This is a genomic window from Streptomyces eurocidicus (assembly GCF_002891295.1).
Classification (GTDB): Bacteria; Actinomycetota; Actinomycetes; order Streptomycetales; family Streptomycetaceae; genus Streptomyces; species Streptomyces eurocidicus.
Window position 1 is genome coordinate 1014756 of record NZ_LGUI01000002.1, and the last position, 22282, is coordinate 1037037.

Sequence of the window (22282 nt, forward strand, 5' to 3'; positions counted from 1 at the left end):
GGATCCCCCGTGAATATGAATGGTCCGACTTGACGTGCACATTCTTACTCCAGGTGTGCGCCGGCCCCGCCTCCCAAGGGCCCTGGTGGGCTTTCTGTGACACTCGAGTGATCAAACTGTGGCAACGCCTCCGGCGGCGGGGCCGGCCCGGCGGATCCTTGCTCCCGGGGGTGTGTCAGCGCAGTACCCCTTCCAGGAAGTCGCTGCTCAGCCGGGACACCGCCCTCACGTCGAGCTGGTACAGCACATACCGGCCGCGGCGCCGCGTGACGATCAGTCCCGCCTTCTTCAGTACCGCCAGGTGCCGTGAGGCTTCCGGCGCGCTGATGCCGAGGATGTTCGCGAGCTCCCCCGTGGTGTGGGGGGAGCGGGCGGTGCTGCGGCACATCTGCATCCGCACCGGGTGGGCCAGCGCCTCCAGACGCAGCTTGAGTACCTCGACAGAGGCCGGGGCGGGCAGCTCGGGGGAACCGAGGGGGTAGTGGACGACCGGGCGCCAGCCCGGCCGGTGCAGGATCATCAGATGCGGCCAGGCGAAGTGGGAGGGGACGAATGTCAGGCCCCCTCCCACGGCCGGGTCGACCGCGGTGGCCTGGCAGTCAGCCAGCTTGTCCGCCCGGATCCGCCGCCTGTCCCCGTCCTCCTCCAGGACCATGGCGGGCGAGACCGCGTTCAGCGCCTCGGCCAGTCCCTTGTGGTGCAGCAATTGCGTCTTGTGCCGGGTGTCGGCGGCGAGTGTTCCCCGTACCCGCTGCCAGACGTCGGCGAAGAACGCCTCGTCGCAGTCCTCGACCAGGCGCCGTACCCAGACCCGCACCGCGGTGGGGTCCGCGAGCAGCCGTCCGGTGAACTCCCACTGCTGAGGGCCGCGGGCCGCCGCCAGTTCCAGCGCCCGCTCCCGGGTGGCGGCGTCGGCCAGCGGGGAGGGGCCGCCGGTGGCGTAGGTGGCGAGCGAGGCGAACTCCAGGGCCGCGGAGACGAACTGCTCGTCGTCCAGCCGGTCCAGCAGGTCCAGGTCCTCCGCGAGCGTCGTCCCGGCCCGCCCGTCGCCGCCCCGTACCCCCGCGAAGGGCAGGAACAGATCGGAGAAGGTGTTGCGCCACAGGAAGTCGGCCTCGTGAAGCCGGCTGGCCAGGTCCCGGTCGAGGGACGCGGCCGTCGCCGAGGCCCAGCCCCGCAGCCCTGGGTGGTGCTCCGGCTCGGACAGGGCGTGCAGTGCCAGATTCAGCTCGGCCAGCGGCGACGTCTCGAAGACGATCGCCCGCGCCGGAAGCCCCGTGATGTCGATGCTCACGCTCATACCCCCATCGTGCCTGCTCAGCGGCGCGACGCTCGCATCGATTGACGTCCCGCGCCAATCCACCACCCGGGTGTGCGGAGGATACGGCTCAGCAGGGTGCGGGTTTGTCCCACACGAGGGAGCACCGCCACAGCAGGTGCCTGCGCACCCGGGCCGGGCCGGGGTCAGGCGCGGCAGCGCAGCATCGTCAGTGGGGGATTGGTGGTGTAGTCGTCCCAGAAGTCCTCGCCGTACGCGCGCACGCCATCGGCGGAGACTTCCAGGGGGACCCAGGTGAGCTCGTCGAATCCGGCCGCCCGCAGACACTCCTCGTAGACCTCGCGGCCGGGCGGGTTGGCGACGAAGGAGATCGGCGGGTCGAGGAGCGCGGTGATCCGTACACGCGGCCCGATCGGGGTCTCCTCGCCGAGCGATTCGCACAGGAAGCCGTACTTGGCCAGGGACGGCCCGCCGAAACGGAAATCCGGGTTCTGCGCGAAGGCGAAGAACTCGGCCCCGTCGGTGATGCTGCGGTGGATGTTGCGGCACATCCGCGCGATGGTGGCGACGTCCTCGGCGTAGTTGAACAGCTGGACCGCGACCGCGACGTCGAAGCGCGGTTCGAGGGCGCGCAGCCCGGCGACGTCGCCGACCTCGTAGCGCACGCCCAAGGGGTCCCTGTCCTCCAGGGCCCGGGCCGCGCCGACCATCGCGCGGGAGATGTCGACGCCGAGGACACGGGAGGCGCCGCAGCGCATGAACTCCCGGCTGTAAAAGCCGGTTCCGCAGGCCAGGTCGAGGACCGACTTGCCGTGCACGTCACCGACGAGGGCGAGGAAGCCGGGCACCTCCGCGTAACGCGCGAGAGGGAGGGTCTTGAAGCCCTCGAACGCCTCGCCGATCCCGTCGTACAGCTGACCGCTCATGTCGCTGCCCCCTGTGTACACGGCGTCGGCCCTCACGACAGGCCGCGGCCCCCGGAGGGAAGTCTCCCTCCGACCGGCCGGGGCGCCGCACTGGCGGAAACCACGAAGATGCCGTGGCCGCGTGTGCGTATCGGACGACCGGTGGGATCGTCCTCCCTTCCCTGGAGCCCGTGCCGGCGGGCAGTGAATACCGTAAAGGCGGCGCACCATAGTTAACCCTCCTCAACCCGTCACTTTTCACACGGTCGGCAGTTCACTCGACGTGAAAGTACGCCGGTCATACGTACATCGGCGCCGACTGGGAGGAAGACTGTGAGCATCGTTCAGAGGGCCGCTGCCGCCGCCACGCTGGTCGTTACCGCTCTGGGGATGGGATGCGGGACCGCCTCGGCCGCGGACCAGGGCGAGGGTTCCACGCACATCTACTGCAACAACCCCTATAACGCCACCTTGGTCGACGCCTCCGGCGGAACCGCGCTGGTGCGCCAGGCCCAGGATCTCCTGGGGGTCGGTGTGGGCGGTGACGGCTCCGGCGGTTCCGGCGCCGGGGGCAACGGGGCCGGTGGCAATGCCACCAGCGGCAATGCCCGGGGCGGTTCCGGCGCGGCCGACAACGGCGGCGGCTTCGGCAACATCGGCGGCCCCGTCTTCGGCGACGAGGGCAGCTCGGCCCCGGGCGGTTCCGGTACGAGTGGTCCCGCCGCCGGCGGTCCCGGCAGGGGCGGCGTCGGCACCGGAGGACCGGGCAGCGGCGGCTCCGGCGCGAGCAACGGCGCGCAGCACCAGGGGGCCACCGCCAACGGCGGCAAGGGCGGCACCGCGGACCTGTCCAACGTCCAGCAGGCCAACCACAACCGCTGCGGGCAGAGCACGGACGCCGAGGTCAGCAGCACGGTCGACAAGAGCACCGCGATCGACAACAGCACTTCGGTCGACAAGTCGGTCAGGACGAGCAACCTGCGCATCGACCGTTCCGCCCGTCCGCAGCGGCACTGAACGCGGCTGACGACCCGATAACGAGCCGGCGGTGGCGTCTTCCACCGAAAGCGGTGGAAGACGCCCAGGGGCCGGCGCCGTACGGGCCTGGCGGGGGCGTAGCGGCTTACGCGGGCGCGTAGTCCCCGAGCGAGGGTTCGAGCAGGCCGAAGACAGTGGTGGCGTCCGCGCTGACGAGGGCGGTGATTTCGCCGGGGGCGCGCCCGGCCAGGGTGAGTTCCTGGATCCGCCGGAACAGCACACGGTGGGCGGCGGCGAGCTGGGCGGCGGCGGCGCGGGGGGTGATGTCGTCGCCGGGGGCGCCGGTGGCCTCGGCGAGGGCGTGGGCGAGGGCTTCCTCGCGCAGGTCGTGGAGGTCGCGCAGGCGGGTGGTGAGGGTGGGGCTGTCAGCGATCATGCGGGTGAAGTCGGCCCCGGCGAACCCCGCGACGGGGTCCTGGCGGGCGGCGGCGCCGAGGAAGGCGCGGCGCAGGGCGGCGAGGGCGGTCTCACCCGGTGCGCGGCCGGTCAGGGCGCGGGCGAGGCCGGCGGTGAATTCCTCGTGGTGGTCGAAGGCGAGGTCTTCCTTGCGGGGGAAGTAGTTGGTGACGGTCTTCTTGGCCACGCGGGCGGCGTCGGCGATGTCGCTGATCGTGGTGGCTTCGAAGCCCTGCCGGAGGAAGAGGCGGGTGGCGTGGTCGGAGATCAGCTGCCGGGTCTCGCGCTTCTTGGATTCCCGGAGTCCTGGCGTCTGAGTGCTCATGGAGCAAACCTTATAGCGGTGGCAACTTTGCGCTTGACGCATCACATGAGGCTTGTGCCTGGCCCGGGCAGGGGTACGGGCCCCTGCCCGGAGGCGTCACCAGTCGACGTGCGTGGTGATCCAGTCGGTCAGGCCGTCCTCGTCGTCCGCGGCGGGCAGATCGGGGCCGCAGGCGAGAGGAGTGCAGGAGAGCTGCAGATGGGTGAGGTAACCGTAGGGGCCGTTGTCGGCCGCGGGGCCGAGTATCAGGGCGTGGGTGGGGGTGCGCCAGATGCGATGGGTGAGCGCGGGACCGTTCGCCATGGCCGGAGAGGACGGAACCATGCGCTCGGGAGGCGTGCCGAGGTGTGCGGTCACCGCCTGCGCGGCCTGGGTGAGTACGGTCTCGCAGTCCTGGCCGGTGCATGATCTGCGGCCGCTCCAGCCGGGCTGCTCCTGCCAGCGGTCCATGAGCCCGTACAGCCACGGTCCGTTGGCCATCTTCTCGTCGTGCGGGTCGACGGGGTAGAGCTCTCCGAAGACCAGGAAGACCCGTCCGTCCGGATCCCCGAACGGACTGACGCCGTCGGAACACAGCACATGCTGCTCCGCGGTGCGGAAGGATTCGCAGACCAGGTGTTCTTCCCAGCTCCATCCGCGCCGTCGCACCTCGGCGTCGACCGCGTCGAAGTCGTCGGAGACGCAGGACGCGGCCGACAGGCCGACGAGTTCGGCGACGGCCCGCGCGGTGAGCGGCCGGTGGGCGAGGGCGTGTACGGGAAACACCATGCGCCACACCTTAAAGGTGGTGCTGCCGCCGGCCGGCCCGGGGTTCTGCCGCTAGGCGTCCGGTCCCGGGCAGGCGGCTGGGCTCGCCCGGGCGGCGGGGCGCGTGTGGTTCAGCGTGAGCCGAATTTGACGCTGGCGAAGGTGGAGCCGCGTGGTGCCTGGGCGCCGGGTGCGAGGTGTTGCGCGGTGCCGTTGCACTTCTTGCCCTTGTAGACGGTGGCGGGTACGGCTGTGCCGTTGTGGGCGGCGCGGGCTTCCTGGCTCATGGTGAGGCACTTGCTGTCGGGCGGGTTGTCGACGTAGAAGGGTTTGCCCTTGGGGCCCACCCAGGAGAAGGTTCCCTTCGCGGCGAGGGCGGTGCCGGTGGGAAGGGCGAGGGCGAGGGTGAGGCCCGTGAGAGCGGCGATCACGGGACGGGGAAGACGCATCACTGATCCTTCTTCTCGGGATTGCTCAATGGCGGAGAAAGTGAGGCGAAAGCCTCGTGACGGTCAACGACGCCCGGCCCTTGGCGACACGCGACACGCCCGGTCCGTTTCGTACCGGGAACGGGACCCGCATATCCGCGTAGAGGTCCCGCTCCCCTGCGCGTGGGCGCGGAGCGTGCCCGCCTGCTCCCCCGGTAGAGAGGCGGGCCGCGGAGGAGGTCGCCCCCGCGGCCGTGGTCAGACGCCCGCCGCCGTGATGACGGCGTCGGTGGCGAAGCCGAGGACGAGGCCCAGCAGGACGCACCAGGTGGTGAGTTGTTTCAGGGCGGCCTTGCGGGCGACGGCCAGCAGCTCGATGACGACGTAGAGAATGGACCCGGCGGCCAGGCCCAGGAAGGCGACGGAGAGCGTCTCGTTGACCAGGCGCTGACCCAGCAGAGTGCCCACGAGGGTGGGGCCGCCGCCGATCAGGCCGAGCCACAGAAGAGTGAGCCACGACGGCTGTTCGCCCTCGGCGGCCAGCGGGGCGATGATGCCGAAGCCCTCGGTGGCGTTGTGCAGGCCGAAGCCGATGATGAGCAGCACGGCGAGGGAGATCTCACCCTGCGCGGCGGAGTTGCCGATGGCCAGGCCCTCGGCGAAGTTGTGCAGGCCGATGCCGGTGGCGATCATCAGCGCGAGTTCACCGGCCTGCGTGCGGGACGCGCGAACGGGCTCGGCGACGGTCGCGGCCCCGGGGCCGTCCGGACGGGGCGCGGCCGCGTCGCGACGGCGCGCGCTCCAGGCGTCGTAGAAGACGAGACCGATCAGACCGACCGTGAGGCCGAGGGCCAGGACGAGTCCGTTGGCGGCGACGGTGCCCCAGTGGTGGTCGCTGAGCGCGCCGTCGACGGGTTCCCAGGCATGGGTCAGGACGTCCCAGGCCAGGAAGACCAGGATGCCGATGGCGGTGGCGTTCAGCCCGGCCTTCAGCCGGGGCGTGGGCCGCCGCAGGCGGCCCAGGGGCAGCCCGAGGTAGATGGTGAAGCCGGCTATGGCGCCGAGCAGGGCGATCTGGGAGCTGGACATGGAGGGCGCCTCCCGAATCGGAGGGGTGGGGGAGTGAACGCCGACATTAAGCCAAGTAAGGCTCACCTAATAGAGGGCGGGGCGCATTCTTGGCGTACCCATTACCTTGCAGGTGAGGGCATTAGCACCACGGTGTCATGGCGGCAACCCGGTTCTGTTGTACGACTGCGGCGGGCCGGGTATGGCTTGATCCCGCCCTTCGGTCGGTGGCCACCGTCACCGAGAGGCCGGATGCCGGGCCGCCTCGGCACGGGCCGCCTCGGGTTCCCGTCGATCGGCGACTTGGCCGGACAGCAGGCGCAGCGCGTCGGCCGAGGCGGTGTCGTGGGGTGTGTAGACCTCCAGCCGGTGGTCGGGGCTCTCGGGCTGGAGCCACACCTGGTAGTCGACGCCGACGTCACCGACGGTCGGGTGTCGCAGATGCATGGCGCCGACGGTGCAGTCCGCGACGTCGCCCTCGGCCCACAGCCCGGCGAAGTCACGGCTGCGCATGGCCAGTTCGCCGATCAGTTCGGCCAGCCGCGCGTCGGTGGGATACCGGCCCGCGGTGAGCCGTAGGTAGGCGACGTGGACGCGGGCGAGTTCGTCCCAGTTCCGGTGAAGGTCCCGGGTGAGGGGGTCGAGGAAGAACATCCGGGGGATGGACGGCCGTCGCGCGGGATCGCGGGGCGCCTCGAAGGCGACGTGCTCCGCGACGAGGGCATGTCCGGTGCGGTTCCAGGCCAGCACGTCGCCGCGGCGGCCGAGGACGACGGCCGGCGTGCCGTCTCCCAGGGACGCCAGGAGCGAGAGCACCCGTTGATGCGGCTTTTCCGGGTGGGGCCGGACCAGGTGTGATGTGGTGGGCTGACGGGAGAGGTTGTGCAGGTGGGCTGTCTCGGACGGATCGAGCCGGAGCACATTGGCGAGCGCGTCGAGGACCTGTCGGGAGGCGGTGCCGGCTTGGCCTTGCTCCAGCCGCGTGTAGTAGCCGACGCTCACGCCGGCGAGCTGGGCGAGCTCTTCGCGGCGCAGGCCCGGTACCCGGCGGGCGGTGCCGTAGGCGCGCAGTCCGACGTCGGCGGGCGTGACCCGGTCGCGGCGGGTCTTGAGATATGCCCCGAGGCTCTCCAGTTCCATGTCCCCGAGCGTAGGCGCCGCGGTCCGTGTCCGGGTGTCCCTGTGAGGTGTACCCATGACGCGGGGATGGTTGCCGGGCGGACGGGATCGCACCGTCGGACGCATGAACGCACAGCGTATTTCTCACTCACCCGGTCTGCGGGCGTGGCTCGGCCTGCTGGTGGTACTCGGCCCGGTACTGCTGGTCGCGATGGACGGCTCGGTCCTGTTCCTGGCGATGACCAAGATCTCCGAGGCGCTGTCGCCGACCGCCGACCAGACGTTGTGGATCCTGGACGCCTATGGATTCGCCGTCGGGTCCCTGCTCATCGCATTCGGGAACCTCGGCGACCGGTACGGGCGGCTGAAGCTCCTGATGACCGGCACGGCGGTGTTCGGCGCGGCCTCGGCGGGAGCGGCCTTCGCCCCCGGGCCGGAACTGCTGATCGCCTTCCGGGCGCTCATGGGCGTGGCCGGTGCCACGCTGCTGCCGTCGGCGCTGGCGGTAATCGGCGAACTGTTCACCGACCCGCGCCGGAGGGCGAAAGCGATCGGGATCTTCGCCGCCACCTTCGCCGCCGGCTTCGCGATCGGCCCGGTCGTCGGCGGACAGCTGCTGAGCGGCTTCTGGTGGGGTTCGGTCTTCCTGATCAATCTCCCCGTCGTCGTGCTCTTCCTGGTCCTGGCCCCGGTCCTGCTCCGCGAGGTACGTCCCACACGTACCGGCCGCATCGACGTCCTGAGCGTCCTGCTCTCCGCCGCGGGCATCCTGCTGACCGTCTACGCGGTCAAGCGCGCTGCCGCAGGGGGGCCGGCCACGATCCCGGTGGTCACCGGGATCGCGGGCATGGCCATCCTGGGGTGGTTCGCCCGGCGGCAACTCCGCCTTGAGCACCCGCTGATCGACTTCAGCCTCTTCCGCGACCGGACGTTCACGATCGCGGCCGTCACCGGGCTGCTGCCGCTGGCCGCGTGGTCGGCGACGGCCTACCTCGGCGGCATCTACCTCCAGTCCGTCCTCGGACTGACGGTCCTGGACTCGGCCCTCGTCGCGCTCCCGGGCGCGGCCGTGCTCACCGCCACCTGCGTCGTCACACCGGCACTGGTCGCGCGTACCGGCACACGGACAGCACTCATCACCTGTCACTTCCTCATCGCCGCAGGTCTGCTCCCGCTGCTGATCACCGGCGTCTCCAGCGGTATCGGCTGGTACGTGGCGTCCACTGTCGTCACCGGCCTCGGCTACGGCATCTCCTTCAGCGTGGTCGCCGACACCGCCGTGGCCGCGGTTCCCGCGGAACGCGCCGGATCCGCCGCGGCGATCGCCGAGACCGGCAACGAACTCGGCAACGCTCTCGGCATCGCGCTCCTCGGCTCGCTGGCCGCCCTGGTCTTCCGGCTCCAGGGACCCGCCGTCGCCGGAACCCTCAACGAGACATTGCGGGTTCCCGGCCTCGCGGCCGCGGTCGTCGGCGATGCGAAGTCGGCCTTCGTCACCGGTCTGCACCTCGCCGCCGCCGTAGCGGGCATCCTCCACGCCGCACTCGGCGTCTTCGCCCTGCGGCACTTGCCGAGGGCCTCCGCCGACGCCGACGACGCCCGTCCGGACCCCCTGGCCCAGGACGGGCCGGGTGCCGTCCGGTCGGTCATCTGACCGGGAAGCGGGCCGCCTCGTTCGCGGGAACGCTCCCGGACTCAGAGCCTGGGCAGCACTTTGTCCGTGTAGAGCCGCATGCTGGACATCATCTGTGCCAGGTTCTGGCCGCCGAAGTCGACCTGCCAGAGGAAGGTGTCGACGCCGTACTCCTCGCGGAGTTCCCGGATGCGGTCCGCGACGGTGCCCGGGGATCCGATGACGGCCGTACCGTGCCGGCGGACGTCGAAGTCGGTGAGCTGGTGCGCGTGGGCGCCCATCGCCTCGTACCCGGCGTACTGGCTGGACCGGGTGGTCGTCCAGGACGCGGCGGCCTCGGACCAGACGGCCATGTACTCGCGGTAGAACGGCTCGGCGGTCCGGTACGCCTCGTCGTCCGTGGCCGCCACGTACAGCGGGGTGCTGAGGGCGATCCTCGGGCCGGCGTGGGCGCCGGCTCCGGGCGTGAACGCCTCTCGGTAGAGGTCGATCACGTACCGGCTGACGCCGACGTCCTTCTTGAGCGGGGCGAGGGCCAGCATGACGCCGAACCCGTTCCGCCCCAGCCAGCCGAAGCTCTCGGGCGAGCGGACGGCCGCGCCCCACAACGGCGGGTGCGGGTCCTGGGTGACGGGCGGCAGCGAGGTGGCGTCCCGGTAGGAGAAGTAGGGGGTCTCCTCGGTGACGCGCTCCTCCGTCCACAGCCGGATCATGGCCTGGGTGGTCGCTTCGAAGCGAGGGCGGCTCTCGTCGATGGGCACGCCGAGCGCCTCGAACTCGTACGGGAGCCAGGCACGGCCGAGGCCCACGTCGAGCCGGCCGTCGCTGAGCGCGTCGACCATGGCGATATGCGCGGCCAGCTGCACGGGGTGGTGGAACGCGGGCAGCGTGGCCCCGGTCATCAGCCGGATGTTCCGGGTCCGGGCGGCGGCCGCGGCCAGGAAGGTGAGCGGGCTGGGGCAGTAGCCGCCGTACTCCCCCAGGTAGTGCTCGGTCATCTTGACGTAGTCGATCCCGGCCCGGTCGGCGAACCGGGTGAGGGCGAGGACGTCGCGATAGTAGGCGCCCGCCGACCGGCTGTGCCGCCGGCAGTCGGGGAGCAGGGATATTCCGTGGCGCATCGGCTGTGCGGATGCGGTGGACGGGGTTGCTGTGGTGGGTCGCATGGCTGCGTCTCCTGTCTCTTCTTCGCCTCCCCGGTCAGCCGCCCGCCGGCGCCGCGCCGTGGAGGGCGGCAGCGCAGCGGGTGCGCCGCCGCCGTTCCGCTATGCGCAGCAGCTGGTGGTGCTGGTCGTGGAGGACGTCGTGCTGGTGGTCCCCTCCAGGAAGGTCTCGGTGGTCTCGGCGTAGTCCGTGATCTCGAAGTTCTCGGACTCCAGCGCCAGCATTTCCTCGGCCAGGGTGGCCAGCTCGTTGGTCGCCATGGGTGTGCTCCTCCGCTTCTGGGACGCTCCCGGGGCGGGAGCTGTCGGATGCCTCGGGCGGTGTTTCCCGCCCGATTCCTTTCTCCCAGGTGGTGCTGGCACCCCGGGGGCCATGGAGCTGACACATCGCTGTCACCTCAGCCGCTGCCGCTGCCCGGGCCCAGGCTGCGCAGGGCCGCCGCGGTCAGGGCGGCGACGGCGGTGCGCAGGGTGGGTACGGGGTCCGGGGCGAAGCGCGGGGAGTGGTTGGGGGGCAGGGCGGCGAGTTTTTCCCGGGCGGTGGTGCCGGGGGCGGCGCGCCACTGGGCGGGGCCGGTGGCGCCGGTCATCCAGTAGGCGGTGCGGACGGCGGGGGCGCCGTGCAGGGCCGCGCCGGCCGGTCCGTACCAGGCGAAGTCCTCCACGGCCGTCGACGGCGGGCAGGTCAGGACCCGGGTGGGGCCCAGGACGGCCTCGTGGGCGTGGCGCACGGCGGCGCGGAGGACGAGGTCGCCGGTCTGGCAGGGGACGAGGGGGGTGCGGGGTGCCACGGTCACCGAGAGGTCCCCGGTGCCCGCCTCGTGGAAGACGGCTTCGACGGTGGCGGCGGCGCGGGCGACGGCGGCTTCGTCGAAGCCGCGGACGCCGAGGGTGAGGTCGGCGCGTTCGGGCAGGACGTTGGCCTGTTCGCCGCTGTGGAAGGTGCCGGTGGTGAGGAGGACTCCGGCCGGCATCAGGGGCCGCAGCCGGGTGACGGCGGCCGCCGCGGCTTCCAGGGGGTTGCCGCCGAGCCAGGGCAGCGCGGCGTGTCCGCCGTGGCCGCGGACGGTGACGGCGAGGGTGACACCGGCTGCCGTGGCCGGGCCCGCGGCGTGGGCGACACAGCCGGTGGGCAGCGGGGCGAGGTGCTGGGCGAGGACGGTGTCGGGGCGGGGGAAGCGGGTGTACAGGCCGTCCGCGAGCATGGCGCGGGCGCCGGTGAGCGTCTCCTCCGCGGGCTGTCCGACGAGGAGGAGCGTGCCGCTCCACTCGCCGCGCGCCTGCGGCCCGGCGAGGGCCCGCGCGGTGGCGACCAGCGCGGCGAGGTGCGCGTCGTGGCCGCAGGCGTGCATGACGGGCGTGTGCCGGCCGTCGGTGCCCATGGCGCGGATCTTGCTGGCGTACGGCAGGCCGGTGCGCTCGCGGACGGGCAGGGCGTCGAGTTCGGCGCGCAGCATGACGGCCGGCCCGTCGCCGGAGCGCAGGACGGCGACGACGCCGTGGCCGCCGACGTCCCGGGTGACGGTGAATCCGGCGTCGGCGGCTTCCCGGGCGAGGCGGGCGGCCGTGCGGTGTTCCCGGCCCGGCAGCTCGGGGCGGCTGTGCAGGGCGAGGTAGAGCTCCAGGGCGGGGCGCAGCGTGTCGTGGGCGGAGCGGAGGGCGGCCGCCTTGACACGTAGGTCGCGTGGTGTGGTCATGGGAACGGGTGGGGGACGCGGTGGAGGTCGCTCTCGGTCCTGTGCAGGCCGGTCCGGCGGAGGGCCGAGAGCATCCGGGGCATGTGCGGGGCGCGCTGCTGTGGCCAGCCGAAGTCGATGGGCAGCAGACCGGGCACGAGGGTGCAGACCGTGTGGAGGCCGAGGGGCCGCTGTTCGGGGCAGGTCTGGTCGACGACGATGACGTCGAATCCGGCGCGCACGAGTTCGTCGCGGCAGCGATGGAGGTCTTCCAGGAGGTCCGTGGCGGACGGGCCGGGAAGGCCGGCGTAGAGGACGGCGTACGGGACGGGGGCGGCGGGGCCGAGGTAGTGGGCGGCGTGCCGGCGCATCCGCGGCAGCGCGAAGAGGGCGGCGTGGTCGCGGAGGTGGCGCACGCGGTCGAAGTCCCGGGCCATCGCGAGGAGTTCGGTGCGGCGGTCGGCCACGGTGGCGGGCAGGGCGGGCACGAAGGAGAGCGCTTCGCCGACTGCGGCACGGATGGCGGTGGCGGGGTCGGGGCTGGCGCCGGCGGCGAAGGCCAGGGAGCCGTCCCCGCCGTCGCGGCGGACGGCGACGGCGGTGGCCACGGGGGTGCTGATGTCCATGCGGTTGTCGAAGACCCGTACGTCGTAGCCGCACAGTGCGGCGCGGTCGGTCATGCCGCGCAGTTCGGCGTCGTCGACGGTGTCCAGGTCGATGCGGGGCAAGGTGACGCCGCCGTACCAGGCGAGCAGGAAGGCGTCCCGTTCGATGAGTTCGAGGAGGCCGAAGAGGGTGGCTTCTTCAAGGCTCCCGCCGCTCGCGCAGCCGTTGGAGCACTCGAAGACGAAGTTGTCGGCGTCGGTGCCGGTGGCGTAGTAGGCGAGGCGTACGGGCACGAGGAGGGGACGGTCGTCGCGCAGGGAGTGGCCCCAGACCCAGGGGATGGGGCGGTGCGGGTCGAAGGGCCGGAGCCGGTCGTAGTGGGCGTGGGCGGCCGGGCTGTAGAGGCCGCACTCGCGGGGGTCGAGGGCGTCCCGGGCCACGTCGGCGTACGGGGCGGTGAGGACGGGGCGGCGGTTGCGCCTGCGGGTGCCCGCGTAGCGTTCCAGCCCTTCGAGGAGGGCGAGGTCGCGGCTGAGGGCATAGGAGTTGGCCTGGCCGCTCCATGCCATCTCGGTCAGCGTGGTGTGGCCGCGCATGAGGGTGCCGCCGGCGACGGGGGCGGTCGTCGGCGAGGCGAGGTTGCGTGCGGTGCCGGTGCCGAGGGCCCCGCAGACGGGGTTGGCCAGGGCTTGGACCGGCAGCCGGTACTGCGCGGGGCGCAGTTGCCGGAAGACCGTCGGGGACGGTTTGGGACGGGAACGGAGGGTGAGGCGGCCGGGGGCGTCGTCGGGGCTGCGGTGGTCGCCGCAGGCGGGGCAGAGCGGGTCGGCGAGGAGAGGGTGGGTCCGGGTGCGGAGCGTCTCCAGGTCGATGCGGGTGACGAGGGCGGCCGAGGGACGGGGGCCGCGCCGGTCGGCGGCGGCCAGGGTCTGCTGGTGCGCGTACCAGACGGCGTCCGTGAGGTAACGGGTCAGCGGGGGCCAGGCTCCGGTGGCCTGGAGGGGGCCGCCGAATTCGAGTCCTTCGCGTTCGTGGCGGGGCCGCAGCCGCTGGCGGCGCATGGCCAGGCAGCGGCCGCAGGCGGGCGGCGGTCCGCCATCCGCGGTCCACGGGCCGATGAGGACGGCCTCGGGGGTGAGGTGCACGGTGGCGCGGGCCCGGCCGGCGACCCCGTCCCGTTCGGGTTCCAGGACGTCGGTGGTGCCGAGGGGAACGACGGCGGGCGGCGGCCCGGCGGCGCAGCGCTCGGCGAGCAGGCGCTGCAGTGCGACGGCCGCGGCGGCGAGCGGTACGGGCGGGGGGCCGGTGGCGGTTTCGGGGATCATGACGCGGTTCTCCCTTGTGCGGCACGGGTCCGGCCGGCGGCGGGAAGCGGTCCCGCCGCAGGGGCCGCCGCGCTCGGCCGGTGCGGGTGGCCGGCGGCGGTCATGACTCGGCGCTCCACTTGAAGGTGCGTACGGCCAGCGTCGCGAAGATGACGGCGAAGACCAGGAGGCCCGTGCACGGGCCCAGGAGGGACGCCGCGCCGTGGGTGCCGGTGAGGACCTTGTCGAAGCCGTCGTTCATGTAGCGCAGCGGCAGGACGCGGGAGAAGCCCTGGAGCCAGCCGGGCGAGGAGCTCAGGGGGAAGAACGAGCCGGACAGGAACGCCATGGGGATCATGAGGCAGTTGGCGACGGCCGCGACGCCGTCCGGTGTGTTCGCGTAGTTGCCGACGAGCAGGCCGACGGCGAAGAACGTGAGGATGCCGAGGACCAGGACGGGCAGGGAGAGCAGGATGCCGCCGGCGGAGACGGTCAGGCCGAAGACGGGCAGCGTGGCGACGGCGATGAAGAGCACGGCCTGGACGATGCCGACGCCGAGGACGACGGCGAAGCGGGCGGCGAGGACCGTGGGGAGCGGCACGGGTGACATCCGCACCAGCCGCAGCACGTCGTTGCGCCGCCAGTGCATCAGTGTGTAGGCGACGCCGAACACGGCGCCGTTGCCGACGCCCCAGGCCATGACGCCGGGGGCCAGGGAGTCGATGACCCTGCCCCCGCCGGGGGTGGACCGGCTGCCGAAGAGCAGCCCGAAGATGAGGATGAAGACGAGGGGGAAGGCGAAGGTGAAGAAGAGGGACGCCTTGTCCCGGAGGAAGGCCAGGAAGTGGGCGCGTGCGAGCGCCCGGTACGCGGTCATGTCCGGTACTCCGTTCCCGTGAGTGCGAGATAGACGTCCTCCAGGGTCGCGGTCCGGGTGCGGACCTCCTGGAGCTCGGCGACCCGGCCGACGGCGGCCAGGACCCGGCCGACGGCGCGGGTGGTGACCACGGTGTACGGGCCTTCGGTGGTGACCTGGTCCGCGCCGTCGAGGCCGCGGGCGGCGTCCGGGGGAAGCTGGCCGGTGGGGACCAGCACCTGGGTGGGGGCGCCGAGGGCGCGGATCAGCTCGGCGGGGGCGTCGAGGGCGATGACGGTGCCGTCCTTGACGACGGCCACCCGGTCGCTGAGTGCTTCCGCCTCGTCGATGTGGTGGGTGGTGCAGACGATGGTCCGGCCCTGGCCCTTGAGGTCGCGGAGCAGGCCCCACAGGTCGCGGCGGGCCTGCGGGTCGAGGGCGGCGGTGGGTTCGTCGAGGAAGAGGACGTCGGGACGGTGGGCGAGGGCGGCGGCGATGGCGAGCCGCTGGCGCTGGCCGCCGGACAGCTTCTCGACCTGGGTACGGGCCTTGCCGGTGAGTCCGACGAGGTCCAGGGCCTCGTGGGCGCGGGCGCGGCCGACTCCGTAGAGGGCGGCGACGGTCTCCACGTGTTCGGCGGCGGTGAGGCGGACGAAGAACGCGGACGCCTGCGTCTGCACGCCGATGCGGGGCAGCAGTTCCCGGTTGCGGGGCCACGGGGGGCGGCCGAGGACGCGGACCGTGCCGGAGTCGGCGCGGCGCAGCCCTTCGACGATCTCGATCAGTGTGGTCTTGCCGGCGCCGTTGGGGCCGAGGACACCGAAGAACTCGCCGCGGTGGACGGTGAGGGAGACGCCGTCGAGGGCGTGGACGTCGCCGTAGGTCTTGCGGACGGAGTCGATGAGGACGGCGGGTTCGGCGGCCGTCCGTGGGTGCTGTGTGGGCGCGGTCATGGGGTTCCTTTCCCCGGGCTCCGGCGGTGCCGCCGGAGCGGTGAGGCGGACCGGGGCCCCGGGGGCGGGGTGGTCCTGGGGCGGGTGGGCCGGCGGTGGTTCCGGAGCGGGGCCACCGTGCGCGGCGGGGTGCCGGCGGGCGCCGATCCGTACGCCCACGGCCCGTATCACGGCGAGGAGGACCGCCGCGGTGGCGAGGGCGATCGCCGCGGCCGGACCGTGGGGTCCGGGCACCCACAGGGCGACGAGGGTGAGGGCGGCGGCCGCGGTCGCGCAGCCGGTGAGCAGGGCGAGTGCGGCGTAGCCGAGGTAGAGGGCCCGCAGCCGGCGCGGGTAGGCCCCGAGGAGCCTCTCGTGGCGTGCGGGGCCCGGCCCGAGGAGGCGCAGGAAGCGGCGGCTCTCGCCGGGCAGGTCGAGGACGCCGAAGGCGTGGGCGATCATGGCGGTGCCGTCGAGGCGCGGCAGCGGGAGGTAGTTGAGCCAGGCGCGGACGCTGCCGAAGAGCAGCAGCCAGGCGAGCGCGTCCCGGGTGGGCCCCTCTCCCGCCGGCAGCCACTGCCGGAGCAGGAAGAACGGCAGCAGGAAGACGAGGTTGACGAGGACTCCGGCGGCCGCGGTGGCGACGCGCTGCCGGCGGGCGGGGAAGAGGGCGACGTCCTCGATGTCGCAGTAGAGGTAGACCATGGGCGCGCGCCAGCGCATGCCGACCCGGGTGGCGCGGCCTCCGAAGTGGTGGGCCGTGATCCCGTGGCCGAGTTCGTGCAGGCCGGAGCTCACCCAGATCAGGCCGAAGGCGAGGACGGCCAGGTCGGGGTGGTCGCGGAGACCGCCGATGCGGTCGGTGAGGTCGGGGAGCCGGACGGCGAGATACGCCTCCATGGCGAGGACGGCGGCCACCAGCGGGACGAGGACACGAGGGGTGAGGAGGTGGCGCAGGGGCGAGCGGTGGAGGCGGTCGAGGAGGGCCGAGGGGGCGCCGAAGGGGAGGTCGGCGCGGAGCAGGCCCTGCCGGGTGGGTGCGGTCGGCGCGTTCGGTGGCGGGGCGGGGAGGGGGCGGGTGCCGGCGAGCAGCCGGCGGGAGGCCAGCAGGGTGAGCAGTCGTTCCCAGGAGTGCGCGCGCAAGGGTCCGCCGAACCGCCGGGCGTAGTCGCGGCCGATGTCGTCGAGGGTGTGTCCGCCGTCGAGGTGGCTCAGGATGTAGAACTCTCGTTCGCCCATCTCGTGGCAGCGCCCGGAGACGGGGTCCTTGACGAGGTGGACGGGCCGGGGGCCGCGCCGGAGCCGGGGACCGAGGACGAGGTCGGGGCGCCGGGCGGGGCGCTGTCCGAGGAGCGTGGACGCCGTGCCCGACGGCGTACCGGGTGTCATGTCGCGTGCCCTGTCGGAGGCGTTCATGTCATGCGCCTCCCGTTCCGTCTCCGTCGCGCAGGGCCGTGGCGAGCAGGCCGGCGAGGTACGCCTCGTCGCCGATGGTGACGACGAGCCGGTTGGCGGTCATGTGGAGGTAGGGCGAGAGGAGGATCCGGAGGGCGGCGCCGACGTCGTCGACGCGTACGGTGCCGGCGCCGTCCCGGCTCTTGAATTCCAGGTCGCCGCGGGTGGCCAGCTCGCTCGCGAAGCCACGCAGCTCGGTGCAGTGATCGGCCCAGGTGCGGATGAAGCCGGGGAGTTCGCCGGTCCGGCCGGTGGCGAGGGCGTGGCGGACGGTCTCGAAGCGAGTGCGGAGTGCTGCGCCCGTAGCCTCGTAGGACCGGTCGAAGGCGCTGTCGGCGACGAGGGGGGTGCCGGCGAAGGCGCGCTGCCAGAAGCGGCGGTAGCGGTCGAGGTAGTCGGCGATGGCGGCCGTGTCGTCGAGGAAGGCCGCGGTCATCGTCATCATCAGCTGGGCGGCGAAACCCAGGAGGACGGTGCGCACCTGGAGGTTCATGGTGCGCATGGCGTCGATGACCAGGTCGGTGGAGTGGCGGAAGTGCCATTCGGCGAGGGCGATGCCGGCGGGGCCGCCGTATTTCCCGTATTCGGGTTCGTAGGGTTCCCAGCTGTAGGTGTTGGGGGCACGGAGGCGCATGCGGCCGTCGGGGTTCTGGTAGGGCCGCCGTTCCTCCTCGGTGAACTCCCGGTCGAAGAAGGTGTTGTACAGGTCGACGAAGTAGTCGGACTTCACTTCGTAGAGGCTGGGCCGGGTGCGGAGGAAGTCGCCGACGGCCGTCTCGGCCCGGGCTCTGACCTCGGCCTCGGCGGCGGGGGTGACGGGCTTGAGGCGCAGCCGGATGTGGGGGCCTTCGAGCCAGTAGTTGAGGAAGAAGTAGTTGGTGACGAGCCCTTCGGCGGTGAGGGCGTCGAGCAGCGGGCGGACGGCCCGGGTGAGCATCGGCCGGGGGCTGCCGGGATAGAAGACGTGCAGGGCCTGCCAGGCGCCCTCGGTGGGTGCGGGGGCCGGGGGCCGGCGGATGGGGTCGCGTGTCATGGGGTGCACCGCCCTTGGTGGGTTTCGACGATCAGCTCCGTGACGTGCCGGCCGTCGCCGGAGGCGAGGCGGGCGTCGTCCTCGCCGGGCAGGGCCTCGCGCAGGACGACGTGCGCGGCGGGGTCCTTCAGGCCCGCCTCGAAGGCGGCGAGAGCCAGGAGCGAGGCGAAGTCGAGGTACTGGGGTTTGCCGCGCGTGGTCCGCCCGGGTCCGTCACCGGGGGCCCGCACGGTGGCGAAGACCTGTTCCGGGATGCCGTTGCGGTGGCGCCATTCCTGCCAGTCCAGGAACCACTGCGCGTCGGTGGCGCCGGAGCGGCGTACGGGCAGCAGGCCGGCGGGCAGCGACCAGGAGCGGCGGCTGAGGACGACGTGGCCGTGCCGGACGCGGGGGCGTGCGGTGATGCCGGCCGGGGTCTCCCCGGCCGGGACACCGCCCCACCAGTCGAGGACGGGGAACGCCGACGGGGAGAGCAGGAGCAGGGTGCGGGGGATCTCGGGCAGGGCCATGGGAACGAGGTAGCCGAGGTAGACGGGGACGATCTCGCGGCCGAGGCGGGCGGAGCGCAGGACGAGCCGGTCCGTGTCCGGGTCGTGGTCGAGGCGGAGGTCGTCGAGCGGGATCCGGGCGCCCGGGGGTGCGGAGCCGGACTCGCCGGGGCACAGGAGTTCGTAGTCGGTGAGCCGCCCGTGCAGGTTGAGGTTGGTGGTCGCGAACCCTCCGGTGAGTTCGGCGAAGACGGCACCGTCGGGGAGGAGGCCGCGGTTGGCGGCGCGGACGGCGCCGGCCAGGCCGGCGGGACCGTGGTCGGGGAAGCAGTGGGTGAAGCGGGAGAAGGGGAAGGCGAGGGCACCCCAGGTGCGGTTGAGCACGGCGAGCGGTTCGCCGGCGCGCTCGGTGAGCTGGAGGAAGTGGCTCAGCGGCAGACGGTGGGCCTCGGGGCGGGGCAGGGCGGCGGCGACGGCGTCGAGGGCGGCGGTGCCCAGGACGACTTCCTCGCCACCGTCGGGGCAGGTGTCCCGGAGGGCGCGCATGCGTACGGCGAGCTCCTGGCGCGCGCGGTCGAGGGCCTGGATCCCGGGCGAGTCGAGCCAGTTGTCGAGCGGGGTGTACGAACCGTCCTCGGCGAACGGCCGGTACCGCGCGGTGACCCGCGCGTACTGCTCGTAGATGTCCTCCTGGAAGTCGTGGACGAGGGCGGGCAGGTCCTCGCACCGGCCGCCGCGGCCGAAGCGGGCGAGGAAGAAGGACTTGAGCAGCAGCCGCTGCGGAAGGGACGTGTCGAAGACGGGGACGATGCGGGCGTACGCCTCGAGCGAGGCGCCCACGGTGTCCGCCCAGCGCTCCCGGTCGCAGACCAGCGGTTCGTCGGCGCAGCGGGTGTCCTCGTAGAGAAGGGTCCGCGGGAGGGCGGGGGCGGTGGTACCCAGCGATTCCTGGGCGGCGGACAGTTCCCGGCGCAGCGCGGCGAGCAGGTCCCGGCGGCCGGCGAGGCCGGCGGCCGGGTAGCGGTCGATGACGCCGGGCGGGCCGGACAGCAGTCCGGCGAGCCGCTCCGCCCAGGGTGTGCCGAGGCCGGCCACGGCGTCGCGGAAGGCGCGCGGCGGATCGGGGGTGTGCGGGCGGGTCCCCAGGCTCGGCACCTGGAGCAGGCCCAGGCGCATCAGCAGGGCGAGGAACCGGTCGTAGTCCTCGGCCGGCACGTCGTTTCCGGCGGCGAGCAGGGTGACGAGGTCGCCGTAGCGGAGGTGCGGGTGCTCGCGGCACGCGGTGACGATCCGGCCGAGGGTGTCGCCGTGGCGGAGGAAGAACAGGTGCTCGCGCACGGAGTCGAAGCTGACGGCGGCATCGTCGTCCCCGGTGGTGACCTTGCGCCGGACGTAGCGGATGCGGTCGCTGTCGCGGCGCCAGCCGGTGACGAGGTCGACGGGCAGGTCCTGGCGGAGGCCGTCGTGGGCGACGACGAGGTCGGCGATGCGGCCGAGCGCGGCGACGTTGAGCCGGGGATAGGTCGTCCACTTCTCGGATATCCGGCCGCGGGGCCCGAAGCCGCCGCCCGTGGTGCGGAATTCGCCGAGCGCCAGACCGGTGAGCGTGCTGAAGGGGCTGGTCTTGACGGCGGTGCGGTACACGTAGTCGGTCAAGGAGCGTTCGACGCGGCGGGCCCGCTTGGCCAAAGGGCCGGGAGGCGGGTTCAGGTAGGTGTCGAGGTGCTGGTCGAGGGACGGGGAAGCGAGCAGCAGCCCCTCGCGCAGGCGGGGCCCGGCGGCGATACGGCGCAGTTCCTCGCGGGTCCGGGCCAGTTCGGAGCGGACGAGGTACGGGCCGCTGCCGAGGAACTCCTCCAGCCTGTTGCGGTCGCGCAGCCAGGCGGTGAGGTCGCGGCCGGCGGGGCCGCCGAGGGCCTCGGCGGCGGCGAGGGCCCCGGGGTAGTCGGCGGGCTGCTTGTTGTTGAACACCTGCCGGCGGAGGTTGACGAGGGTGCGCCGCAGGGCGTCGTCCTCGGTGGCGTGGATCGCGTCGTGCAGGGGGCCGCTCAGCGCGGCGCCGCGCTCGGCCAGCCGGGTCCGCCGTTCGTGCACGGCGTGGGCCCAGCGGGCGGACGCCGTGGCGCGCAAGGCGCGGACGGACTCCACGGGCAGGCCGGCGACGCGGGCCATGAAGCGGTCGCCGAGGTGGCCGGTCGGGGTGTTCATGTCGGGTACCTCCGTTCCACGCCGCGTCAGGCGAGCTCGTACCGGTAGCCGGCGGGGCCGCGGAGCTCGTTGCCGACCATCGTGATGAGCAGGGGTGACTCCCCTGCCGGGGTCAGGCGCAGGCGCTCGGCGAACGACACGTTGTCGAAGCCGAGGGCGGCTCCGCAGCCGATGCCGAGGGCGGCGCAGGCCGTGTACAGGGCCTGGGCGGCGGCGCCGACGACGGCGCCCGCGAGCCGGTAGCCGCGGTCCCCGGCGGCGTCGAGGAGGGCGGTGGCCCGCAGGGTGGTGACGATGACCGCGCCGGCCTGTTCCGGGTTGTAGTTCCGCAGGAAGTAGTTCTCCTGGAGGAAGGAGCCGTGCGGGCCGGCCAGGACACGGACCAGGGCGCCGGCCTCCGGGACGTGGACGTACGCGCCCGGTTCCAGGCCGGTGACATGGTTGACGAACACGTAACTCCTGGCGAGGTCCACCCCGGGCGGCCCGCCGGCGTCACAGGGCAGTGCGGCGCCGGCCGCGGCGGCCTTCAGGACGGCGGCGAGCTGGTCCTGCCGCAGGGGCAGCGCCGACGTGAACCGGCCGAAGCTGCTGCGCCGGGCGCGCAGGGCACCGCGCACGGTCGCGGTCAGGGGCGCGGGGGCCGGCAGGACGACCGCGGCCCGCCTGTCGGCCACGACGGGCCGGGCGCGGCTGGGGCGAGCGCGTCCGGCGCGGCCGCGAGGAGGCCCCGGCGAGGGCGGCCGCCTGCATCTCCCGGACGGCGGCGAAGGTGCGCACGCGGCGCGAGCGCTCCCGGTCCGCCAGGCGCACCCGGGGTGTGCCGGTGGCGGGGGACGGCCGGGTGGCGGGGCCGGTGCGCAGCGGGACGACAGCGGCGACGGCCTCGTCGGCGGGGTCGATGCCGAGGAGGCGGGCGAGGCGCCGCTCGTCGAACCAGAAGACGGGCCGGACGGCCATGCCACGGGCGCGCGCCCACATCCGCCAGGTCTGGGTCAGGGTGCCGACGTCCATCGCGGTGGCGTGGTAGCAGAAGCTGTTGTACTTGAACGCGTTCTGCCAGAACTTGATGCCCAGGACCAGGAACTGCTGCCCCGGATCGTCGTCCGGCGGGGTCCGCGGCCCCAGGGCCTCGCGTACGTGCCCGGTGACATCGCCTGCCAGGAGGCGCCGGAACGCGTGCTGCGCGGTGTCGTAGTAGTGCACCCCGGGGAGCAGCGCGGTCCCGGGGCCGTTGACCCAGTAGATGCTGACGGGGTAGAGGCCGCCGCCTGAGGCGGTGCCGCGGGCCCAGGAGGCGCCGGTGTAGTGCGGCAGGGCGGCCACGTCGTCGTTGGCGTGGAGGGCGAGCCTGCGGGAGAGCCGCCCGTAGGAGTCGAGGAGCATGCCGGCGAGGGCGTCCAGGCCGAAGGGCGCGCCGCCGCCGGGCGGGGGCGGTGCCAGGCCCGCGTCCAGGGTGGCGGCGGGGGGATCGTCACCGTGCGGCAGCGGGAGGGGGGTGGTGCCCGGGTAGTACTTGCCGGCGCGGGGCTTGTCCGCCCAGTCGGGCCGGAAGCCGACGGGCGGCATCTCGGTGCGGCCGCGCCGCAGCACCGCGTCGAGGTAGTCGTGTGCGATACCCATCGG

The 22282-nt window shown here is 73.1% G+C and carries 19 protein-coding genes; 2 read left to right on the forward strand and 17 right to left on the reverse strand.

The window, feature by feature from the left end; all coding sequences use genetic code 11:
• Positions 1-175: 175 nt before the first annotated feature.
• Both AF335_RS09210 and AF335_RS09215 read right to left on the reverse strand, forming a co-directional pair.
• Entirely contained in the window at positions 176-1294 is a 1119-nt protein-coding gene (locus AF335_RS09210) for a DUF5937 family protein (protein ID WP_102917934.1), read from the reverse strand.
• A gap of 170 nt (positions 1295-1464) precedes the next feature.
• A complete protein-coding gene (locus tag AF335_RS09215; RefSeq protein ID WP_102917935.1) occupies positions 1465-2205 on the reverse strand; it encodes a class I SAM-dependent methyltransferase in 741 nt (246 codons plus the stop codon).
• Positions 2206-2517: 312 nt separating this feature from the next.
• Here AF335_RS09215 and AF335_RS09220 point away from each other — a divergent pair, with 312 nt between their 5' ends.
• Positions 2518-3201, forward strand: coding sequence for a hypothetical protein (locus AF335_RS09220; protein ID WP_102917776.1), 684 nt, complete (start codon positions 2518-2520; stop codon positions 3199-3201).
• A 106-nt stretch (positions 3202-3307) separates the two neighbouring features.
• On the opposite strand, the gene AF335_RS09225 is transcribed toward AF335_RS09220, so the two are convergent.
• The 5 genes from AF335_RS09225 to AF335_RS09245 form a co-directional block, all read right to left on the reverse strand.
• Entirely contained in the window at positions 3308-3943 is a 636-nt protein-coding gene (locus tag AF335_RS09225) for a TetR/AcrR family transcriptional regulator (protein WP_102917777.1), read from the reverse strand.
• Positions 3944-4039: 96 nt separating this feature from the next.
• On the reverse strand, positions 4040-4711 hold the full coding sequence (locus AF335_RS35475) for a hypothetical protein (protein WP_221505682.1): 672 nt from the start codon (positions 4709-4711) through the stop codon (positions 4040-4042).
• 110 nt (positions 4712-4821) lie between these two features.
• Positions 4822-5139, reverse strand: coding sequence for a hypothetical protein (locus AF335_RS09235; protein WP_102917778.1), 318 nt, complete (start codon positions 5137-5139; stop codon positions 4822-4824).
• A gap of 237 nt (positions 5140-5376) precedes the next feature.
• Positions 5377-6207: a ZIP family metal transporter gene (locus AF335_RS09240; protein WP_102917779.1), complete on the reverse strand. Its 831-nt coding sequence runs from the start codon at positions 6205-6207 to the stop codon at positions 5377-5379.
• A gap of 216 nt (positions 6208-6423) precedes the next feature.
• Positions 6424-7326 carry a helix-turn-helix transcriptional regulator gene (locus tag AF335_RS09245; protein ID WP_102917780.1) on the reverse strand — a complete coding sequence of 301 codons (903 nt, stop codon included), beginning with the start codon at positions 7324-7326 and terminating at the stop codon, positions 6424-6426.
• Between the two features lie 103 nt (positions 7327-7429).
• Here AF335_RS09245 and AF335_RS09250 point away from each other — a divergent pair, with 103 nt between their 5' ends.
• Entirely contained in the window at positions 7430-8959 is a 1530-nt protein-coding gene (locus AF335_RS09250) for an MFS transporter (protein ID WP_102917781.1), read from the forward strand.
• A 41-nt stretch (positions 8960-9000) separates the two neighbouring features.
• Here AF335_RS09250 and AF335_RS09255 read toward each other — a convergent pair whose 3' ends face one another.
• From AF335_RS09255 to AF335_RS09295, 10 genes are all read right to left on the reverse strand, one after another.
• The gene (locus tag AF335_RS09255; protein ID WP_102917782.1) at positions 9001-10104 is read right to left on the reverse strand and encodes an LLM class flavin-dependent oxidoreductase; all 1104 of its coding nucleotides are present in this window, start codon (positions 10102-10104) and stop codon (positions 9001-9003) included.
• A 99-nt stretch (positions 10105-10203) separates the two neighbouring features.
• Positions 10204-10362 carry a thiazolylpeptide-type bacteriocin gene (locus AF335_RS09260; protein ID WP_102917783.1) on the reverse strand — a complete coding sequence of 53 codons (159 nt, stop codon included), beginning with the start codon at positions 10360-10362 and terminating at the stop codon, positions 10204-10206.
• Positions 10363-10499: 137 nt separating this feature from the next.
• A complete protein-coding gene (locus AF335_RS09265) occupies positions 10500-11798 on the reverse strand; it encodes an amidohydrolase (RefSeq protein WP_102917784.1) in 1299 nt (432 codons plus the stop codon).
• Positions 11795-13708, reverse strand: coding sequence for a TOMM precursor leader peptide-binding protein (locus tag AF335_RS09270; protein ID WP_102917785.1), 1914 nt, complete (start codon positions 13706-13708; stop codon positions 11795-11797). The genes AF335_RS09265 and AF335_RS09270 overlap by 4 nt, the downstream gene beginning before the upstream one ends.
• A gap of 100 nt (positions 13709-13808) precedes the next feature.
• Positions 13809-14564 carry an ABC transporter permease gene (locus AF335_RS09275; protein WP_102917786.1) on the reverse strand — a complete coding sequence of 252 codons (756 nt, stop codon included), beginning with the start codon at positions 14562-14564 and terminating at the stop codon, positions 13809-13811.
• Positions 14561-15496, reverse strand: a complete 936-nt coding sequence (locus AF335_RS09280; RefSeq protein ID WP_102917937.1) for an ABC transporter ATP-binding protein — start codon at positions 15494-15496, stop codon at positions 14561-14563. Before AF335_RS09280 ends, AF335_RS09275 begins: the two co-directional genes overlap by 4 nt.
• Positions 15497-16892: 1396 nt before the next feature.
• Entirely contained in the window at positions 16893-17963 is a 1071-nt protein-coding gene (locus AF335_RS09285) for a lantibiotic dehydratase C-terminal domain-containing protein (protein ID WP_102917938.1), read from the reverse strand.
• Positions 17960-20659: a lantibiotic dehydratase gene (locus AF335_RS09290; protein ID WP_228773435.1), complete on the reverse strand. Its 2700-nt coding sequence runs from the start codon at positions 20657-20659 to the stop codon at positions 17960-17962. Before AF335_RS09290 ends, AF335_RS09285 begins: the two co-directional genes overlap by 4 nt.
• 26 nt (positions 20660-20685) lie before the next feature.
• Positions 20686-21132, reverse strand: a complete 447-nt coding sequence (locus AF335_RS36385; RefSeq protein WP_342353946.1) for a nitroreductase family protein — start codon at positions 21130-21132, stop codon at positions 20686-20688.
• A gap of 19 nt (positions 21133-21151) precedes the next feature.
• Positions 21152-22279, reverse strand: a complete 1128-nt coding sequence (locus tag AF335_RS09295; protein WP_342353947.1) for a SagB family peptide dehydrogenase — start codon at positions 22277-22279, stop codon at positions 21152-21154.
• Positions 22280-22282: the final 3 nt, after the last annotated feature.

What these genes read in the sequence shown, in the direction of transcription:
- AF335_RS09290 (WP_228773435.1), bottom strand. Translation starts at nt 20,659, where the DNA reads ATGAACACCCCGACCGGCCACCTCGGCGACCGCTTCATGGCCCGCGTC.
- AF335_RS09280 (WP_102917937.1), bottom strand. Translation starts at nt 15,496, where the DNA reads ATGACCGCGCCCACACAGCACCCACGGACGGCCGCCGAACCCGCCGTC.
- AF335_RS09225 (WP_102917777.1), bottom strand. Translation starts at nt 3,943, where the DNA reads ATGAGCACTCAGACGCCAGGACTCCGGGAATCCAAGAAGCGCGAGACC.
- AF335_RS09265 (WP_102917784.1), bottom strand. Translation starts at nt 11,798, where the DNA reads ATGACCACACCACGCGACCTACGTGTCAAGGCGGCCGCCCTCCGCTCC.
- AF335_RS09245 (WP_102917780.1), bottom strand. Translation starts at nt 7,326, where the DNA reads ATGGAACTGGAGAGCCTCGGGGCATATCTCAAGACCCGCCGCGACCGG.
- AF335_RS09260 (WP_102917783.1), bottom strand. Translation starts at nt 10,362, where the DNA reads ATGGCGACCAACGAGCTGGCCACCCTGGCCGAGGAAATGCTGGCGCTG.
- AF335_RS09250 (WP_102917781.1), top strand. Translation starts at nt 7,430, where the DNA reads ATGAACGCACAGCGTATTTCTCACTCACCCGGTCTGCGGGCGTGGCTC.
- AF335_RS09215 (WP_102917935.1), bottom strand. Translation starts at nt 2,205, where the DNA reads ATGAGCGGTCAGCTGTACGACGGGATCGGCGAGGCGTTCGAGGGCTTC.
- AF335_RS09270 (WP_102917785.1), bottom strand. Translation starts at nt 13,708, where the DNA reads ATGATCCCCGAAACCGCCACCGGCCCCCCGCCCGTACCGCTCGCCGCC.
- AF335_RS09240 (WP_102917779.1), bottom strand. Translation starts at nt 6,207, where the DNA reads ATGTCCAGCTCCCAGATCGCCCTGCTCGGCGCCATAGCCGGCTTCACC.
- AF335_RS35475 (WP_221505682.1), bottom strand. Translation starts at nt 4,711, where the DNA reads ATGGTGTTTCCCGTACACGCCCTCGCCCACCGGCCGCTCACCGCGCGG.
- AF335_RS09275 (WP_102917786.1), bottom strand. Translation starts at nt 14,564, where the DNA reads ATGACCGCGTACCGGGCGCTCGCACGCGCCCACTTCCTGGCCTTCCTC.
- AF335_RS09235 (WP_102917778.1), bottom strand. Translation starts at nt 5,139, where the DNA reads ATGCGTCTTCCCCGTCCCGTGATCGCCGCTCTCACGGGCCTCACCCTC.
- AF335_RS09295 (WP_342353947.1), bottom strand. Translation starts at nt 22,279, where the DNA reads ATGGGTATCGCACACGACTACCTCGACGCGGTGCTGCGGCGCGGCCGC.
- AF335_RS09255 (WP_102917782.1), bottom strand. Translation starts at nt 10,104, where the DNA reads ATGCGACCCACCACAGCAACCCCGTCCACCGCATCCGCACAGCCGATG.
- AF335_RS09285 (WP_102917938.1), bottom strand. Translation starts at nt 17,963, where the DNA reads ATGACACGCGACCCCATCCGCCGGCCCCCGGCCCCCGCACCCACCGAG.